The following is an 18,637-nucleotide window of genomic DNA, read 5'->3' on the forward strand; positions in this document are numbered from 1 at the left end:
CCGATTTTTCCAGCGTCGATCTTGCAAGCAAGATCGTTACTCACTCGTTGTTCAGTTTTCAAAGATCAAACTTGTTCTCGCCACCGAAATCAGTTCGTTTCAGCAACTCTTATATAATATCATGTCCGAACCAACTTTGCAAGCTCTTTTTTTAGTTTCTTTCGAAGCTTATTTTCATTTGCTTGCCGCACCATGTAAGATGTGTTTTCTTGGCCGGAATAAGAATATACCATGGTTCGCTTCCGCTTGTAAAGAATTATTTTGAAAACATCTGAACAATTCATCCTTTTCACGAGAACGTGCATTTCAGGTTAACTTTACATCAATTGATACCCTAATTTGGAAATGTAATGTAGCAGCAATAGTGAGAATCATTTTGATCATTTGGTTAAATGCCATTTAATTCATACACGACTCTTTATCTCTGAGTTAGAGCAACTAAAATGTTCTGAACTGAGCCACTTTTCATCTCACGTTTCAAACTCTTACTATAGAAGAAACAAAAAAAGCGAAGCTCGATGTGATATCGTAGCTCCGCTTTCTTCAAATACAAACCAGACTTATTCTCCACCGATAAATACGTACCGGCACACAACGATAATGGCCAGCACCCACATCAGCCAGTGTATTTTCACTTTACGCTCAGTAACCAGGTTACTGAACACAGCCAAGATAACGTAGGATACAATACCTGCAGAGATCCCGTTTGCGATTCCGCCTGTAAATGGCATCAGTACAATCGTAAGGAATGCAGGGAAAGCTTGCAGGAAATCATCCCACTCAATACTGCGAACTTGGCTCATCATCAGTACCCCTACGATAATCAGAGCTGGAGCCGTCGCAGCAGAAGGAACAACCAAAGCAAGTGGCGCGATAAACAAAGCAAGAATGAACAACAAACCTGTCGTTACCGAGGTTAACCCTGTACGCCCACCAGCTTCAACACCCGAAGCACTTTCAACGTAAGCCGTAATCGTACTTGTACCCAGTGCCGCACCTGCGCTGACACCGACAGCATCAACGAGCATGGCTTTACCAATCGTTTTCTCACCTTTAGCTTTATCCTTCATAATCCCCATACGTGTTGCCGTTCCAACCATCGTACCAAAAGTGTCAAAAAGCTCAACGAATGTGAAAATGAAGATGATTTCAAACAATCCAAGGCTGATTGCGCCTTTCAGATCAAGCTGCCCGACAGCGAGGTCGCTGAAGTTAGGCAGCCAGCTTGCACTGGTCAGGCCGCTTAGATTCGTTACACCCATCGGTATACCGATCAATGTTGTTGCCACGATACCGATTAGCAATGCACCTTTAACACGCATTACCATGAGGATCGCAATCAATAGTAAACCAATTAAAGCGAGAAGAGCATCATGATGTGTAATAAAGTTTCCAAGAGACAAGTTGAAGCTGCTACCTGGAATCGGCTGACTCAAATCTGCATCCGGAGCAACATTTACGGTTACTGCCACTAGATTAGCAAGTTTGAAACCGATGATTGTAATAAATAAACCGATACCTACGGTAATTGCCATTTTAATGGATTGTGGAACCGCAACAAGCAGCATTTGCCGAACCCGAGTCACGGTTAAAATAATGAATACGATACCTGATAGGAATACAGCACCAAGTGCCGCCTGCCAGCTGATCGCGCCGTTAGAGCTCAGAACCACGGTCATGAAGTATGCATTTAAACCCATACCCGGAGCGAGTGCAATCGGCACGTTCACGAACAATCCCATAATAATTGTCATTAATCCAGCGCCGACGGCTGTCGCAAAAAATACTGCATTATCAGACATACCTGCCCCAGCTGAACCCAGGAATAATGTGTTTACAAAAAGAATGTAAGCCATTGTCATAAAGGTGGTCAGACCCGCAACAATCTCCGTTCTAACGTTTGTTCCGTTTTCTTTGAGTTTAAAGAAACGATCCATAATACACTAACTCCTCCTTAGAGATGTTGAAGCCATATTTATTGAAAAACGACAAATGACCCTGAGAAGTATTTTCCCCAGAGTTCAGCTTGACCAGGAGCAGGCATAAGCCCGTTGACCAAGAACAAAAAAAATTCTAATGTGCGCGAGTGATGTCCCACCGCAGTCATGTAGAATTCATGTGCCTAGCCTGCTCCTCTTCGTAGCCAGATCATTAGGGTGATCTCGTAGAGACTCCCGGGCCAATCCCCAGGATTATACGAATTAGTATGCGCTATTTGTTTGTTTCCCATCACCCATTTTAGGAGGGGGTTTCTATTTTGTCAACAAAAAAAACGAATATTATATTTAAAACAACAAAAAATGTTCGTATTATTTAACAAATCAAACCAGTTCAGCGATTTACAATCCAATTATCATGTAATTTATAGGAACTTTCCCGCTGTATATGTACATAGTTTCAACCATTATTAATTAGTGTATCGATTATGGAACAACAGGATTTCCGTCATAAACTTATATTGAAAACTACATCTTTATCCGTTATCACTTTCTTCGTACGATTTCCCGCTCATGCCTTGAGTCGATTTTTACATTTGATCCAATGTGTTCTATTTAATTCATTAATATTGTTTATTTACCGATATATAGGATGTAATTCATTTAAATGGGTCACGTATTCAAAACACAATATATTGTTAGAGGAGAGACGAGATGATTATGATGTGGGAAGATTTACTAAGTACAAAAAGAAAAAATGATAGTGATATTACCCGAATTAAAAAGATAGAAAGTAACGTTTTTATTAACCCATTTGATTTTGATTATCGCCGTATTGTACAGAGCGCTTCATTTCGCCGTCTCCAAGATAAAACGCAAGTTTTCCCGCTGGAAAAAATCGATTTTGTAATAACACGCTTGACCCACTCCATCGAAGTATCTGCTATTGCCGAAGGGATCGGGCAAATGGTCGTTAAAAATTTAAAAGAACATCTTCTGAAAAAAAATGAGGTTGATATTGACGACATACCGAATATACTAAAATGCGCCGGTCTTATTCATGATCTAGGCAATCCACCTTTTGGGCATTTTGGTGAGCATATTATTCAGACATGGTTTAAAAAAAATCTTTCTGAGCTTAACATACATAAGATCCCACTCTACACCGAAAAAGAGAATTGTATTCTTGAGGATTATTTAGCAACCGATTTCTGCAACTTCGATGGAAATGCTCATACATTCAGAATTGTCAATCGTCTGCATATAGATCGGGGGCAATCCGGTTTAAATCTCACTAATGCGGTGTTGAGCTCAATCGGAAAGTATACAGTACCAAGTAAGGAAATTAAAAAAGATGATCGAATTACTTCTAAAAAGATGGGCTATTTATACTCGGAGCAAGAAGATATTCTCGATATTGCTCGAGATGTTGGGACCCTTGCTGAAGATAATCAAACAATACACCGCCATCCCCTTTCATTTATTGTAGAAGCTGCAGATGATATTGCATATCGGCTAGCTGACTTGGAGGACACATTTAAAAAAGGGTTAGTCTCTTTGACTGATCTAATAAATTATATGAATAAACAATTAAATCATTATGCATCTTCCAGGGAGGAAGGAGCACTCTCCAAGACAACCGAATTAATTGAGGAATTAACTCGCCTACATTTAGAGGATGATCTAAACACCGATTATAACATCCTGAACAAGTGGTTATTTGATGTTCAGATTCATCTGATGAATGTAGCCAAGTTCAGCTTCACAAGAAATTATTCTAAAATTATGGCAGGAACGTACAATGATGATTTATTCAAAAACACCTATCACGAATACACGATGGAAATTCTGAAGGATGTCTCTGTAAAATTCGCTTTCTCCAATAGAGATGTAAATGTTCTGGAGCTTTCCTCTGAAGTAATCATAGTTTATTTTTTAGATAAACTTGTACCAGCCGTCATTCATTATGGAACAGATGCAATGTCAAAAGTGGACAAGAAGTTTATTGAACTGATATCGGATAACTATCTTGAGAATTATAAACTTATAGCTAAAGATTTAGAAACGAAACATGCAGGAAGAGAACTAGAAATGCACAAGTTATATCATCGTATTCTTGTAGCTATAGATTTTATCGCAGGTATGACGGACACTTATGCCCGGGATTTATATAACAAATTACAAGGAATAGATTAAAATGTTCCTTAATCAAGTTTGATATAAATTTCACTTGAATATGAAAAAGACTCCCTTCACGTGCGATAAAGCGAAAGGGAGTCTTTGAGTCCTGTATTTTGTGAAGTAATATTGCGTGCTCTAAATAAATAAAAAATGCCGAAAAACTTGGATAACCAAGCCTTTCGGCATTTCATGATATTAAGTTTTAACGCGCTGTACTAAACCTATTCCCACTCGATGGAGCGGATAGGACTTGTAAAGCCTGTTGTTATCACATTTATAAGGTGTCTCCCTTATCTTGGAGACAGTTTTGGCGACAATCGTTTCACCGTTTGATTACCGACAAATGCAAATTGCTTACTTGTTGCAGTGTTAATTTTGATAATGCCTGCCATTGATTCTGCGACAGCGTCATCAATTCCACGCCACAAATGTGCATAGTGTTTTAGCGTAATTTCTGGCGAACTATGCCCGAGACGTTTTGAGACAACCAAGACAGACGCATTTAATTCATTGATGAGAAAGCTTACATGTGAATGACGTAGACCTTTAGCCTGTATTACTGGAGAACCTGCTAGCTTCGCATAACGAGCAATAATTCGGGCTATCGTTGATTTAATCATGGGTAAGCCGTCATAGGAGAAAATGAAATCCACATTCCCGTGTTTTGCTTGTCGTTCTTTCCATACACGCAATACTTCAAGCGTATCATTATCTAAAGCGAGCACCCGTTTTCCATCAACTGTTTTCGTGTGATTCTTCCGAATGTAATTCTTTCGACTCTTAGTAACTAGCATATGATGAACACGAAGCTGTTTTTTCTCAAAATCAACATCATTCCACCAGAGAGCTGTTCCTTCGTTCACACGAACACCTGTCATATAGTAGACCCACAACATCACAAAGCACAAATGCTCATAAAAATCTTCGGTGTAAATCTTTGAGATTACTTTCTCAAATTCATCTTTCGTCCAGTATGCAACATCCGTTTTCACTTTAGCAATTGGTTTCACTTGTCGAGCAACATTCTTATCAAGGTAATTGAGGGTTACGGCAAATTCAAGAATTTTCTTCAACATTCCAAAGACCAATGAAGCGTATGCCTGTGAATATCCTGCCGCATTTTTATCTAGAAGCCACGTTCTGAAAAATTGAATATCGTGCAAAGTAATCTTCCGTAATGGCTTCTTTCCGAAACGTTCGAACAGAATTTTCAACGATGGATTCCGTGACTCAAATGTATTTTCTGTCACCTCAGTCTTATAATGTGGAATGTAGACATTATTCATGAATTGTTCAAAGGTCATACCATAATCAGAATATCCTTGAGTTTGCAGAAAGTCATTTTTTACACGGATAGCTTCCGTATAAGCTTCTTTCGCTGACTCAAATTTCTTTCCAGATTGCGACTTGCGACCTTTACGCTTGATACGTTTTCCTGTGATTTTGTCCGTACCTAAGCTTACCTCATAATAGTATTGCCCATTTTCATCTTGATAGATATCTTGGTAGCTAGTTTTTGGCAAATTTAATCCTCCGTTTCGGACAACTCAACATCACCGATAACGGATTTTACTGCCTGTAAGGGGACAACAGAAATACGCCGCCCCTCGTAAAACTCATACCCTTGTTGTACCATATAGTGTTTTGCTTGTCTAATGATATTGGAAGCCGTGTAAGGTGAGAAGCCAGCACGCTTTAAGTCTTCTGAGTTCACCATTGTTTTACTCATCGCCATCCCCCATTTCTTTATAAATTTTCTTAATCGGTCTTTCTGAACTGTATCGCCTTGAGTCTAGTAACCTTGAGAAGAAATACGTTTTATCTACGATCAACTCAAGCAACAAATAATCATTTTTTCTTGCGTACATTACAAGTTCTTCAAATTCCTTAAAATCTTGTTCTGCAATCATATCAATAATGCTGTTCAAAAATTCACCCGTATTATGCTCAACAAGGAATTTTCCAAGTTCAAATCCACACCCCCACTCAACATCTTCTGTTTGGTAGGGTGTCTTATCTGGATTTTCTGCGTGTGTGAAATACTCATACATTCCTTTTGGAGACATCACAACCTCAACGTGCTTTGGGGCATTAAGCTTTTCGCTAATCAGGCTTGAAACCTGCGAATAGCTTTTCAAAGAATCAAAGTATAGTGCACCGTGCTTGTGTGCCTTTTTAATTTCCCCAGTCTCTTTATTCACGTCCTTATCGTGCCAAGGGCTCAACACAAAGGGTATGTGCATTTTTTCTAAAATTTCTAAATAGTTCTTCGGGGCACTCTCTTGATAGAAAATGAACGCCCATTTATTGCTTCTCTGCTCTTTTTTCTTTTCCATAGTTCATTTCCCTCGATTATTGATTATTGATTCCACGGGGGTCGTAGTAGCCCCGTGGAATATCGTTTTCTACCATCTTTCAAGAATAGCGGAGCTCCTTTGCTTCTGCCCAAGGCAGGCAAAAGCTCCGCTATTCTTTATCTTATTTTTGTTCCTTCAATCCTCAGCCAGTGTTTGTACCGCTCAAAATTCGAGAATGAGTAGGCTGGAAAGCGACTTGATATTTCTTCACGAAGAATTTCTTTTGATTCAAGGAGTAGTTTTTGTGCCATAACATCATTTGGCAATTTAACGAGATAGGTGATTTTTTTATTCCTAATATCTATGACAGATTTTCGTATTGATTTGTTATGGTGTTGAATCTTGAAAATCCCTTCACCTTCATTGTCTGCCTGTCTTATTAAGAATTTTCTCAAACGGAGGCTGACCCATATTGAAGAGAACCAATTTGCTAATGAATCATTAACAATCCTTGTTACCAGTTCAGGAACTACCATTAGTAGCAATGTTGCGAAGGATAGCACAATCCCCCCATCCAATGCATCGGATATTGCCCCCACTGCTTTAGACATAAATTCTGAGTATTCTGTCAGGAATGAACTTGTCTCATTGTGTAAAAAACTTTCTATCATTTTGAACGAAACTCGAACTAAGAGGAGTATCAATGAAATAAGTAACAGAAATCCGTTAATATGAAACGTCCGAATGAAGAATGATTTACCTGGTTTTCTCATCTACATGATTCCTTTCAAATCATTAAATGTTGGTGTTAGTAATGGAACAATTTGAAATGGGTGCTCGGAGTCAATAACCTGTATTAGTCCCGTCCCAATTCCTTGCGGTATGACTATTCCTTCAAGTGATAAGTCTGGGAACAAAAACTGTGTCGTTTTGCTATTTATATTGCCTACTTGAATTAGTACATTAAGCTGCTCTCTACAAGAAATAGGAATCGCATTGTTATCAAATCTCTGTGATACCAGTAGCAAATGAACCTTTGAAGCTCTACCTAACAATGAGATCTGGGACAGTAGACTAAAGAAGGCTTCCTTAATTGGTTTTGCCACTCCATCACTCAATGCAAGAACCTCGTCAATTACCACCGTATAGTGTTCAAAGTCAGCTTGAGGGTTACTGTAAAGCACCTGTTGACGTTGATGAATTAGCTCCAAGCACTGGCTAAGCTCTGCATTCACACTTGAGACAAAATCATTCTTATTTCTGTTATCACTTGGCGCTATGACTTTGACATTGTTTTCCCTGCCCCATCTACTCGGCATATCAAATTTCGGGTCAATAATTACGAGCCTTGAATTCTTTTTCAATACGCATAGAAAGTAAGTAAGGGCATAGGATTTTCCTGAACCTGAGTTTCCTGCGATAGCAATACTTGTAACCTTGTTTAGATTGAATTCGAAATTTTCCATGACGGGTACTTTATTTTCTGATAATTCTGCTACAAATTCATCTATGTCTTGAATAATCAATCGCTTAGAAATACCATTTATCCATGGAAAGAAAAGAGCTCGTTTCACATGAATATCATTTGTCTTTAATGGTACAAAATAAGCTCCCGCTTGTTTTAATAAGGTGAAATCTGGATACAAGACCGCATTGCTAATAAGATAGATTTTTTGATAAAGCACATTGTCAACGACATAGCTGGCAGGAAGGCGAGGGACGAAGTAAAAACCTTCGTCCGCTACCCTTACATCAAATGAATTGGTGTAAGAAGTCTCACCGTTTATCTCTAATGCCATGTTCAGAGCCTGGAGCAAGTAGCATTCAAGTTCTACGTTTGTCATCATTTAACAAGCCGTACCCCTTCTGAACGGAAATACACATTGGATCTAATTTCGATTGCTTCGAATTTGTCTAGCTTCACCTCTGATAGAAACGGTGCTAATGACGGTTTCTTCACAAATTTAACCGCAAAGGGGTTAAATCCTTCCTGTACAAAATAAAGCTTGTATCCTGTTACTTCATCAGTCCGTTTTCCATCAATCCAGTTATATTGTGTCTCTACTTCAGAAGAAACACTGATGATTGGCTTGTCGTCAGAAATATAATGACGTGCCGTTTCTTCGTTGTATGCGTTTTGCGAATTTTTCGTTTTCATGAACTTCTCCTTTTTTTTACAAATATGAATAGTGCATAGATTATTTATCTTTGAGCTCGTGATTCCTTTGACTTCTTTATTTTCAGCTGTGTAAGCTACATAAAATCTGTATTCTTTTTACCTTTGAACCATCACTTACCTTAAGCCAAGCTCCCTAGCATCTAGTAAACATATTTTTATTATTTGTTCATCACCTTGTAATTAAATTCAACATGGCCATGTCGTAGCTTTATTGTAAAGGAGCCATATTCCAATAACGAGAACCTAAACGGCTAATCTAGGGCATAATTCCCCGCGATTGTCATTATACGACTTTGTATAGTAAAATAATGCTACGAACTACGAAAGGAGCGACAAAATGAACAACAAAAAAGGCACTAAGCGTATAAAAAGTATTGTACTTGGGCGAGTTAAGGAATTAAGAGAAGAGAATAATCTTTCACAACTCGAATTTGCAGAAAGTATTGATGTTTCATCCAACACAATTAGTCGCATTGAGCGTAGAGAAATGAGTCTTTCATCTGACATAGCCCTGAAAATTGGTGATATATACGGAGTTAGCCTTGATTGGCTTTTTTTTCGTGGCGATGAAAAGTTAAGTCCTAAGCGTCAAGTAAATTTGCAAGAAGCCTTTAATTGTATGCAAGAAAGTATCTCAACTCCTATACGCTTAAAAATCAACAAAAAAACGCCTTCGGATTAAAATCCAAAGGCGTTATGATAATATCAATCAATATCCAAGAATCTACATGCAGGAGCATCAAGGATTCTGGTTATTCTCAAAATCGTTGTTAGATTACATATTTATCCATGATTAAATCTTTCCGCCTACTCCTTTAAACTTATCTACAAATGCAGAGATTCTCTGAAAAACACTCTGTTTTTTTGTTAAATACTGAGGATTAAGCGGGCTCATTTTAGGAAGAATTTCATTAAGCTCTGTTCCGTTTTCACTTGCATATTCCCTTTTTAATGAATTTAAAATATACCTTTTTGCAGCATCTTCATTAAGTTTTTCAGTATTAATTAATTCTTCTGCTTCACGTTTTTGCTCAGTTTGAGCAAATGAGAAGAAGGCGTCAACAATACTCGCTTTATCTTGAATACTATCTAAATCAGCTTGGTCGATAAAATCAACAACCAAGCTTTCTTTTGCACGGTTTCCTACACTAGAACGAATTAAGCGACGAACTTCTTCAACCAAGAATGCTTTATCTTTCACCTTTTTGTTATGCTCAAAAATAAGTTCAAGAATGTAATCTAAGTTGATCTCTTGGGATTTCAGAAGATCTACCTCAAAGACGACATCATCCCAATCAATAGAGGCATTTCCTTTTTCTTTTCCAGTTTTCTCACGACGAAACCAATCACGAATATCATTATATGAAGAACGATAATCTTGAATAGCTCTTTCTTCTAACACTTGAGTCTCTTGCATTACAGATATATCTTCATCCGTTACATAGTGAGTAGCCTTAAAGTCTTCTAAAGCTTTAGGATCAGTCATATCTACTGTTTGTAAAGCTTTCAAAGCTGAATATTCATCATAGTTCTGTAGGATATTTTCAATACGCAAATATTCACCAAATAGTTTAGTAAATTCTTTCCTATCCTTTTCAGTAACAATCTCTTCAACATTAGGAAAACGTTCCTTTAATTCATTTACTACATCTGCATAACCACGACGTGCTTCACCCGTCGCCACATCAGCGAATCCTTCCATATACTCTTTATAACTTTTTTCCAAAACCACATTTTTAGTATTTTTATCTCCAAAACGAGTAATAGCGTCTATGGTTGCTTGTTCTAAATCTCTAAAAGTAACAATATTCCCAAAAGTTTTGGTGGAATCATAAATGCGATTTGTTCTCGAATAAGCCTGTATTAAACCATGATACCTAAGATTTTTATCAACAAATAAAGTATTTAATGTAGGTGCATCAAAACCAGTTAAAAACATTCCTACCACAATTAATAAATCAATTTCTTTATTTTTTACTCGTTTAGCAAGATCACGATAATAATTTTGAAACTCTTTACTTTCTACTCCATAGTTAGTTTTAAACATCGCATTGTAGTCTTTGATGGCTGAACTTAAAAACTCTTTTGCACTACTATCCATTGCTGAAGGTTCAAAAGTTTCATCAAGAATTTCACCTATCGCAGTTTGCTCTTCATTAGCAGCAAAGGAGAAGATTGTAGCAATCTTAAGGGGGTTATCGCTTCCCTGTTGTAATTTATTTAATGATTCATAGTAGAGTTTGGCTGCATCGACACTGCTCACAGCAAACATCGCATTAAATCCTTTTCCATTCGCGTTTAGACGATGGGTCTTTACTCTGTAATTATTAAGAATATATTGAGAAATTTCTTTGATGCGTTCAGGATGTAGCAATGCTTCTTTATTTTCTGCTGCCGATAACTTTTTCTCGTCCTGTTCTTTTTCGATCGTTTTGAACTTGGGACGTACATCGTTATAATCTACTTTGAACTTTAAAACCTTTTCATCTCTAATGGCATCCGTAATGACATAAGAGTGTACCTCTCGACCAAAGACAGAAGCAGTCGTTTCAGATCCTAACGCATTCTCCGGGAAAATAGGTGTGCCTGTAAATCCAAATTGGTAGAACTTCTTAAACTTTTTTTTGAGATTTTTTTGAGCTTCGCCAAATTGTGAACGGTGAGCTTCATCAAAAATAAATACCACTTGCTTATGATATATAGGTAATTCCGTTTCGCTTTTCATTAGGTTATTCAGTTTTTGAATCGTCGTCACAATAATTTTATTATCATCTTTTTCGATGTTACGTTTTAAACCTGCGGTATTTTCCGAACCATTCACACTATCAGGTGAAAAACGCTGATACTCTTTCATCGTCTGAAAATCCAGGTCTTTCCGATCTACAACAAAAAACACTTTATCGATAAACTCCAGTTCAGTAGCCAAACGAGCTGCTTTAAAACTCGTAAGCGTTTTTCCCGACCCTGTTGTATGCCAAATATATCCACCGCTTTCAATAGTACTCCATTTTTTTGCTTGGTTTGCACTTTTAACTTTCCATAATATTCTTTCCACCGCAGCAATTTGATAAGGTCGCATAACCAGCAGGTTGTCGCTCGCATCAAATACGGAATATTTCAGTAGTACATTCAATAAAGTATCTTTCTGAAAAAATGTAGCTGTGAAATCTTTTATATCTTTAATTAGGATATTATCCGCTTTGGCCCAATTCATCGTAAAATCAAAACTATTCTTATCACGTTTCGTCGTATTTGCAAAATAACGGCTATCTGTACCATTAGAAATCACAAAAATCTGTAAATACTTAAATAGAGAGTTCTCAGAATTGAAACTCTCTTTACTGTATCGATGAACCTGATTAAAGGCCTCACGAATCGCGATCCCACGCTTTTTAAGCTCAACTTGAACTAACGGTAAGCCATTGACTAAGATGGTAACATCATATCGATTCGCATGCATTCCTTTCTGTTCAAATTGCGAAATAACCTGCACTTTATTATTGGCAATATTTTTTTTATCTACTAGGTAGATGTTCTGAATATGTCCATCATCAAAAACAAAATCATATATATAATCGTTATGAACTTTACGAGTTTTATCAATGTGATTGTCACTCGGTTTATCTAAATACTGTTCACAAAATCTAAGCCACTCAGCTTCTGAAAATTGTGTTTTATTAAGGTCTTGCAGTTGCACACGCGCATTAACAAGCATCTGCTCTGGGGTGGTTAAATTAGGAAGATATTCATACCCTTGATTATGCAAATCCTGAATCAGTTCTCGTTCTAAATTAGCTTCCGTTTGATAGCCTACCCCTTGTTCTGCTATCTTGCTATATTTATCTAGAACTATGTAGTTGTTTGATTCTGCGATGGGTTTATAATCATTCATTAGCTTCCTCCATAAAAGGTATTTCATGTATTAATTATTTGAATTTATAAGTACTCATAATTTCTCTCAACAAATAATCTAACACACGTTTGTCATCATCAGATAATTCAGCCATTTCATCTCCTGAATGTTTTGAATGACTTGAAAGATTAATAATTCTTTTCACATATGAATTAGAATTGCCATCAGTTGTTAATGGTAACAAGTCAACCCAATTATCATAACCAAGAAATGTTGAGGTTTTCTCCAAAATATTTCTTAGAAATGAAAAATGGTATTTCTTAATCTGTCCCGATTCAACAGCCTTTTCAATCTCTTTCTTGAGATAAAGATGATATGCAAAAGGAGAATCACTTGTCTGTTCCTCAAGTAAAAATAATCCATCATCTAGCTTTTTCAGTCGATGTTTTACAAAATCTCTCTTCGCTTTGTAACTATAGCGTTTATCATCTCTACTAAGTTCATTGTAAAGTACATTATAAAAAAGTGGATTGTGCGTTGTAATGACAAATTTCAGATTAGATTGACTCATTTTTATTAAGTCTGCCAAATTTACAGCTAGCCAGATTAGATGGTTATCATCTAAAGAACTTACAGGATCATCAATAAATACATATTCCAACTGATTAAGTTTATCTGTCTCTCTATCACTTGGATCTGGTATATTCAATACGTCAATTACTTGTTCAAGCAAACTGTAAAAGACACTCCAAACAAAATTACTTTCCTCACCTTTCGAAATTTTAATATTCTGAGAATGCTCATCATTTCCACGTTCGAAAGAAAATGTAACCTCGGTAAAATTTAGATCAAATTTTGGTGTTAATTTATGATTGGTATATTTTTGAAAATTATCAATAACATTTTGATCTTGTCCTTGTTCCTTAAGCACCCATCCCGTAAAAGAATTCGGCTGGATTCTAAGTTTAATGTCAACATCATTTTCTAAATCATTATCCCAATAAAATAAATCTTCTGTAAAGGCGCTATAATAAATAATTTTTTTGCTCGCTAGCCCTATTTCCTCTGTATCAATATCGGTTTTAGGTTCTACTAATAATCTAAATTCCCTTGAAAGTCTTGTTTTTCCATTTCCGTTAAAAGCATAAATTAATTGAACTTTTTTATCCTTATCCTTTAGCAGTTGTGCAATCTCATTTAAACTCTTTCCCATACTATGCTTCTACCTCACTTTTCGGAAATGAAAGTAGCATATTACGGTAGTATTCGTATTTTTTTTGATGTGCCTCAATTTCAGCAGATAAACCTTTTGTAATATTGTCAGTAAGGGTATCAAAACGATCAAGGAGAGCAACGATGTGTTGCTGATCTTCAAGGGATGGGATCGGAATTAGAATGTTGAGTATCTCATCTTTCTTTAAGTTTGTTTGATCGACACCATTATTATATTTTAATAGTTGCTTATTACGAGTTAAAACGTAAAAAAGAAATTTGCTATCAATAACACTTGTATCCTTTACTTTTAATGCACCAATTCGCTGGTTCAAAGTATATCTATCATCTTCATCGACTAAATAACACTTAGCTAAGGCTTTACCATTAGGTAAATCACTCATTACAATTAAAATGTCATTTTTAAAAAGAGGAGAAATTTGAATTTCAGAATATTTTTTGACCTCACCATTTGTTGATATAAATTTTGAATTAACCACAATGTATTTCCCATCTTGACTGATTACTTTTTCATGACCTTTACCATTTCTGAAATCAGCAGTCTCCCTCAAGGTCTGCCATTTGATCTCACTATCATCAAAAGTCAGTAATTCATTCCGATAATATTCATATTGCTTTCTCCTTGCTGTAAGTTCTGCTGTAAGTTCTGCTGTAAGTTCTGTTGCGAGTCCTGTGAAAGCGTCCAAAATACGGACGATTTCTTCTTGCACTTTGATAGGTGGGATGGGAATTGGGATTTTTTTAAATCTTGCTTTAGATATATTAAAACGCGTAACACCACTAGCTGTCTTTGCAATTTCCGTCCGTATAAAGTGACTGCGAAATAAATATTTTGAAAATTGCGGAATCATTAGAATATCATCTTTGAATCTTACGCCAAATGAAAAACTATTTAAATAAACTTTATCTTCAAATTTTGTTGTAACAGACGAAGACATTCCTGCTTCTTCAGCTGTCTCTGATGAGCCTGTAAACAAAATATCCCCATATTTTACTTCATGTTGATTTTCTGAATCGGATACTTTTACAGATTCCAGCTTATCAGAATTTATTTCTATATTATCAAATATGTTTTTATATGAAATATATAGAGCGTTGCCATTACCGAAGTCTTCCTTTTTTTTGCCAGAAAGACCTCCATAAAGTTCTGCTACTTCTTCCAATGTTTTCCACTCAACTTCAACTCCCTCAAGGAGTTTCTCCATAAACTTTGGCTTAATCACGATTCAATCACCTCAATAATGCTATCAATTTCAGCACGAAGTTGGTGTATCTTTGCTACAGTCGTTTGTATCTCCGCATTCAGCTCATTGATATCAATGACTTCCCTTGTGTCTTTTGCATCCACATAGGAGCTCACAGATAGATTGTAATCATTTTGAACGATTGCATCATAATCAACAGATTTTGCAACATGATCAATAACTTCTTTACTGTCAAACATTTTCATAATTAGCTCAATGTGTTCATCTGTAAGTATGTTATTATTTGTTTCTTTCTTATAAAAATCTACTCCACTTGCATCAATAAATTGAGTTTTGTTATCGAGTTTATGCTTAGAAAGAACCAGAATATTAACCGCTATGGAAGTTCCATAAAAGAGGTTAGGTGCTAATGAAATAACCGTCTCAACAAAGTTATTATCAATCAGATACTTTCTAATTTTTTGTTCTGCACCCCCACGGTAAAATATACCGGGGAAGCAAACGATAGCAGCACGACCTTTGCTAGAAAGATAACTAAGTGTATGAAGTACAAAGGCAAAATCCGCTTTAGATTTTGGGGCTAATACGCCTGCAGGAGCAAATCTTTCATCATTAATAAGTGTTGGATCATCACTACCAATCCAATTTACGGAATAAGGTGGATTAGAAACGATGGCATCAAAAGGCTTTTCATCACCAAAGTGAGGGTCTAATAACGTATTTCCCAAAGCAATATTAAATTTATCGTAATTTATGTTGTGTAAAAACATATTCATACGGGCAAGGTTATAAGTTGTATGGTTAATCTCCTGTCCATAAAAGCCATCTTCGATAATATGAGCATCAAACTGTTTTTTCGCTTGTAATAGCAATGAACCTGAACCGGCTGCAGGGTCATAAATTTTATTAATAGTTGCTTGCTTGTGTATGGCTAATTGAGCAATAAGCTTAGACACACTCTGCGGTGTGAAGAATTCCCCTCCAGATTTTCCAGCATTGGCAGCATAGTTAGAGATTAGATACTCATAGGCATCACCAAAAAGGTCAATTTGGCTATCTTCAAAACCTCTAAAGTTAAGCCCTTCAACTCCTTTAATCACAGCAGCTAAACGACTGTTTTTATCCTTTACAGTATTTCCTAAACGATTGCTTGTCGTGTCAAAATCAGCAAATAATCCTCTAATATCTAGTTCAGATGGATAACCATTTGCTGAATTTTCAATAGCAGAAAATATAGCAGCTAGATCAGTATTCAAACTTTCATTTGTGTTGGCGGTTTTCGCAATATTAGAAAACAGCTGACTCGGATATATGAAATAACCTTTTGTTTTAATGGCGTCCTCTATGATTTCTTTCGTTATAATATCATCATCAAGTTCTGCATATTTGATGCTTTCGTCTCCCGCTTCAATATAGCTAGAAAAATTTTCGCTAATGAAACGATAAAATAGCGTTCCTAAAACGTATTGTTTAAAATCCCATCCATCTACTGAGCCACGGACTTCATTGGCTATTTTCCAGATTTGAGATTGTAATTCGGCACGTTGTGTTGAACTTGACATTTATATTCCTCCAATTTTGCTTCAATACAATGATTATATCAGTAATTCTAGATGGGTTTGTAGTTTCCTTCCACCTTTAGTTCCTACACATTTAATGACCGATTGTACCTCTATATTATATACACCATGCCAATGTAGTGAGGCTGATCGAACTGAAATATACCTAAGGAAATCTCTTGACATCTTTATTATATTTCGCACGTTTCACGCACTCTACCGGGGAAACCAAAAACCCCCACCGACAATCATTCGGTGAGAGTTTTTGGCGACAATCTTGGAGACAATTCAAAAGAAATTTGGTCTCAGAAAGTCTTATGAGTTTTACCTAAACGGCGTAAAATCAACGTCTTTCAGTGTATAAACTGTCGCTTAATTATTCCCACTCGATCGTTGCAGGTGGTTTGGATGTTACATCATAAACGATACGGTTTACGTTATCCACTTCGTTAACGATCCGTACGGAGATTTTCTCCAGCACATCCCAAGGGATACGTGCCCAGTCTGCAGTCATGCCATCGATGGATGTTACGGCACGGATACCCACGGTGTAGGAATACGTACGTGCGTCACCCATAACGCCAACACTCTTCATGTTAGGCAGGGCGGTGAAGTATTGCCAGATTTCACGGTCAAGACCGGCTTTGGCGATTTCTTCACGCAGGATGTAGTCGGAATCACGAACAATTTTCAGTTTCTCTTCCGTCACTTCGCCAAGTACACGGATCGCAAGACCTGGACCAGGGAAAGGCTGACGGTGTACGATTTCGTCTGGCAGTCCACACTCCGTACCTACTTTACGAACCTCATCCTTAAACAGGGTGTTCAGTGGTTCGATCAGTTTGAAGTTCATGTCTTCTGGCAGACCGCCCACGTTGTGGTGGGATTTGATCGTTTGAGCTGTAGCTGTACCACTCTCTACGATGTCTGTGTACAGTGTACCTTGCGCCAGGAATTCGAAGTCATCGAATTGCTTGGACTCTTCATCAAATACGTAAATAAACTCGTTACCGATAATTTTACGTTTTTGCTCCGGATCATCCACGCCAGCCAACTTGGACATGAAACGTTCTTGTGCATCGATTTTGACAACCTTCATATCGAACTTGCCGACAAATGTCTCCATTACGCTCTCTGCTTCACCTTTACGCAACAGGCCGTGGTCGATAAACATACATGTCAGCTGATCGCCAATCGCTTTGTGCAACAATGCTGCGACAACGGAAGAATCCACACCGCCACTGAGTGCGCACAGCACTTTGCCGTCGCCCACTTTTTCACGAATATCTCTAATCGTGTCATCAATGAAGGTTTCCATCGTCCAGTTGCCTTCGCATCCACAGATTTCGAACAGGAAGTTGCGAATCATGTCATTACCGCGAACGGAGTGACGTACTTCCGGGTGGAACTGAACTGCATACAATTTGCGCTCGTCGTTACTCATCGCTGCGATTGGCGCACTTTCCGTACCTGCATCCAGTTTGAAGCCCGGAGGCAATGTGACAACGTGGTCACCATGACTCATCCATACGGTATGCTCACCTTCGATACCTTGAGCGAGTGCTGCACCTGCAGCAAACTCAAGGTCTGCTTTACCATACTCACGCTTCTCGGAACGTTCTACTTTCCCTTCAAGCTGCTGAGCCATGAGCTGCATACCATAACAGATACCAAAGATCGGCAAGCCCAGGTCATAGACACCCGGATCAACGTGTGGTGCATTTTCAGCATATACGCTGGATGGGCCACCTGAGAATACGATCCCTTTTGGTGCCATTTCTGCAATTTTCTCCGCTGGTGTGTTATACGGCAAAAGCTCGCTGTATACGCCAAGATCCCGGATTCTTCTGGCGATTAACTGGTTGTATTGGCCTCCAAAGTCAAGGACAACCACAATTTCATTCTGCTTATTCATTACCGTGCCTCCCTCAATTAATGAAACTAATTATACGCAACGACAAAACCTACCGTCAAGGAAAGACAAAACTCCATTTTTCGAGCATATTACGCAGAGATGTGACATGAGGCGACAACTACACCCATTCCTGGACTTGAAACTCTTCGGATGCACTTTTGTCCAACATCGTCTACACGTATGCTCTACCTCTTATGTCCTCTTATAATTGGATAAAAGAACCGATTTCATCCGCCGGATGGGTAGAATAAAAGCCACCTTAAAGCTTAAAGACATGG

15 protein-coding genes and 1 riboswitch are annotated in these 18,637 nt (G+C 37.6%); of the genes, 3 read left to right on the forward strand and 12 right to left on the reverse strand.

Annotated elements, in window-relative coordinates:
* The coding region (locus tag M3629_RS25940) for a hypothetical protein (RefSeq protein WP_251511462.1) at positions 1-265 on the forward strand (265 nt) is incomplete at its 5' end.
* A 295-nt stretch (positions 266-560) separates the two neighbouring features.
* Here M3629_RS25940 and M3629_RS25945 read toward each other — a convergent pair.
* On the reverse strand, positions 561-1,937 hold the full coding sequence (locus M3629_RS25945; RefSeq protein WP_251511465.1) for an NCS2 family permease: 1,377 nt from the start codon (positions 1,935-1,937) through the stop codon (positions 561-563).
* A 183-nt stretch (positions 1,938-2,120) separates the two neighbouring features.
* A riboswitch (purine riboswitch) is annotated at positions 2,121-2,220 on the reverse strand.
* Positions 2,221-2,651: 431 nt separating this feature from the next.
* Here M3629_RS25945 and dgt point away from each other — a divergent pair.
* Complete coding sequence (dgt, locus tag M3629_RS25950) at positions 2,652-4,133, forward strand: dGTP triphosphohydrolase (protein ID WP_251511467.1); 1,482 nt, start codon at positions 2,652-2,654, stop codon at positions 4,131-4,133.
* Between the two features lie 275 nt (positions 4,134-4,408).
* Here dgt and M3629_RS25955 read toward each other — a convergent pair whose 3' ends face one another.
* From M3629_RS25955 to M3629_RS25980, 6 genes are all read right to left on the reverse strand, one after another.
* Entirely contained in the window at positions 4,409-5,641 is a 1,233-nt protein-coding gene (locus tag M3629_RS25955) for a tyrosine-type recombinase/integrase (RefSeq protein WP_251511469.1), read from the reverse strand.
* A 2-nt stretch (positions 5,642-5,643) separates the two neighbouring features.
* Entirely contained in the window at positions 5,644-5,847 is a 204-nt protein-coding gene (locus tag M3629_RS25960; protein WP_016819295.1) for a DUF3173 family protein, read from the reverse strand.
* Positions 5,840-6,454 (reverse strand): replication protein, encoded by a 615-nt coding sequence (locus M3629_RS25965; RefSeq protein WP_251511471.1) that lies wholly within the window; start codon positions 6,452-6,454, stop codon positions 5,840-5,842. The genes M3629_RS25960 and M3629_RS25965 overlap by 8 nt, the downstream gene beginning before the upstream one ends.
* 137 nt (positions 6,455-6,591) lie before the next feature.
* Positions 6,592-7,188: a hypothetical protein gene (locus M3629_RS25970; protein ID WP_251511473.1), complete on the reverse strand. Its 597-nt coding sequence runs from the start codon at positions 7,186-7,188 to the stop codon at positions 6,592-6,594.
* A complete protein-coding gene (locus M3629_RS25975; protein ID WP_251511475.1) occupies positions 7,189-8,262 on the reverse strand; it encodes a helicase HerA domain-containing protein in 1,074 nt (357 codons plus the stop codon). It lies immediately after the preceding gene.
* Positions 8,259-8,573, reverse strand: a complete 315-nt coding sequence (locus M3629_RS25980) for a hypothetical protein (RefSeq protein ID WP_251511477.1) — start codon at positions 8,571-8,573, stop codon at positions 8,259-8,261. Before M3629_RS25980 ends, M3629_RS25975 begins: the two co-directional genes overlap by 4 nt.
* A 358-nt stretch (positions 8,574-8,931) precedes the next feature.
* Between M3629_RS25980 and M3629_RS25985 the strand changes: the two genes are divergently transcribed.
* Positions 8,932-9,276, forward strand: a complete 345-nt coding sequence (locus tag M3629_RS25985; protein WP_251511479.1) for a helix-turn-helix domain-containing protein — start codon at positions 8,932-8,934, stop codon at positions 9,274-9,276.
* Between the two features lie 111 nt (positions 9,277-9,387).
* On the opposite strand, the gene M3629_RS25990 is transcribed toward M3629_RS25985, so the two are convergent.
* The 5 genes from M3629_RS25990 to guaA all read right to left on the reverse strand — a co-directional run bounded on the left by M3629_RS25990 (position 9,388) and on the right by guaA (position 18,359).
* Positions 9,388-12,486, reverse strand: a complete 3,099-nt coding sequence (locus M3629_RS25990) for a type I restriction endonuclease subunit R (RefSeq protein ID WP_251511482.1) — start codon at positions 12,484-12,486, stop codon at positions 9,388-9,390.
* Between the two features lie 34 nt (positions 12,487-12,520).
* The gene (locus M3629_RS25995; protein ID WP_251511485.1) at positions 12,521-13,660 is read right to left on the reverse strand and encodes an AAA family ATPase; all 1,140 of its coding nucleotides are present in this window, start codon (positions 13,658-13,660) and stop codon (positions 12,521-12,523) included.
* Position 13,661: 1 nt separating this feature from the next.
* Positions 13,662-14,903, reverse strand: a complete 1,242-nt coding sequence (locus tag M3629_RS26000) for a restriction endonuclease subunit S (RefSeq protein ID WP_251511488.1) — start codon at positions 14,901-14,903, stop codon at positions 13,662-13,664.
* Positions 14,900-16,447 (reverse strand): type I restriction-modification system subunit M, encoded by a 1,548-nt coding sequence (locus tag M3629_RS26005; RefSeq protein ID WP_251511491.1) that lies wholly within the window; start codon positions 16,445-16,447, stop codon positions 14,900-14,902. The genes M3629_RS26000 and M3629_RS26005 overlap by 4 nt, the downstream gene beginning before the upstream one ends.
* Before the next feature lie 373 nt (positions 16,448-16,820).
* Positions 16,821-18,359, reverse strand: a complete 1,539-nt coding sequence (guaA, locus tag M3629_RS26010) for a glutamine-hydrolyzing GMP synthase (protein WP_090924524.1) — start codon at positions 18,357-18,359, stop codon at positions 16,821-16,823.
* Positions 18,360-18,637 lie beyond the last annotated feature (278 nt).

It is taken from the genome of Paenibacillus polysaccharolyticus (assembly GCF_023714295.1).
Lineage (GTDB): Bacteria > Bacillota > Bacilli > Paenibacillales > Paenibacillaceae > Paenibacillus > Paenibacillus polysaccharolyticus_A.

What these genes read in the sequence shown, in the direction of transcription:
- M3629_RS25945 (WP_251511465.1), bottom strand. Translation starts at nt 1,937, where the DNA reads ATGGATCGTTTCTTTAAACTCAAAGAAAACGGAACAAACGTTAGAACG.
- dgt (WP_251511467.1), top strand. Translation starts at nt 2,652, where the DNA reads ATGATTATGATGTGGGAAGATTTACTAAGTACAAAAAGAAAAAATGAT.
- M3629_RS25960 (WP_016819295.1), bottom strand. Translation starts at nt 5,847, where the DNA reads ATGAGTAAAACAATGGTGAACTCAGAAGACTTAAAGCGTGCTGGCTTC.
- M3629_RS25965 (WP_251511471.1), bottom strand. Translation starts at nt 6,454, where the DNA reads ATGGAAAAGAAAAAAGAGCAGAGAAGCAATAAATGGGCGTTCATTTTC.
- M3629_RS25970 (WP_251511473.1), bottom strand. Translation starts at nt 7,188, where the DNA reads ATGAGAAAACCAGGTAAATCATTCTTCATTCGGACGTTTCATATTAAC.
- M3629_RS25975 (WP_251511475.1), bottom strand. Translation starts at nt 8,262, where the DNA reads ATGATGACAAACGTAGAACTTGAATGCTACTTGCTCCAGGCTCTGAAC.
- M3629_RS25980 (WP_251511477.1), bottom strand. Translation starts at nt 8,573, where the DNA reads ATGAAAACGAAAAATTCGCAAAACGCATACAACGAAGAAACGGCACGT.
- M3629_RS25985 (WP_251511479.1), top strand. Translation starts at nt 8,932, where the DNA reads ATGAACAACAAAAAAGGCACTAAGCGTATAAAAAGTATTGTACTTGGG.
- M3629_RS25990 (WP_251511482.1), bottom strand. Translation starts at nt 12,486, where the DNA reads ATGAATGATTATAAACCCATCGCAGAATCAAACAACTACATAGTTCTA.
- M3629_RS25995 (WP_251511485.1), bottom strand. Translation starts at nt 13,660, where the DNA reads ATGGGAAAGAGTTTAAATGAGATTGCACAACTGCTAAAGGATAAGGAT.
- M3629_RS26005 (WP_251511491.1), bottom strand. Translation starts at nt 16,447, where the DNA reads ATGTCAAGTTCAACACAACGTGCCGAATTACAATCTCAAATCTGGAAA.
- guaA (WP_090924524.1), bottom strand. Translation starts at nt 18,359, where the DNA reads ATGAATAAGCAGAATGAAATTGTGGTTGTCCTTGACTTTGGAGGCCAA.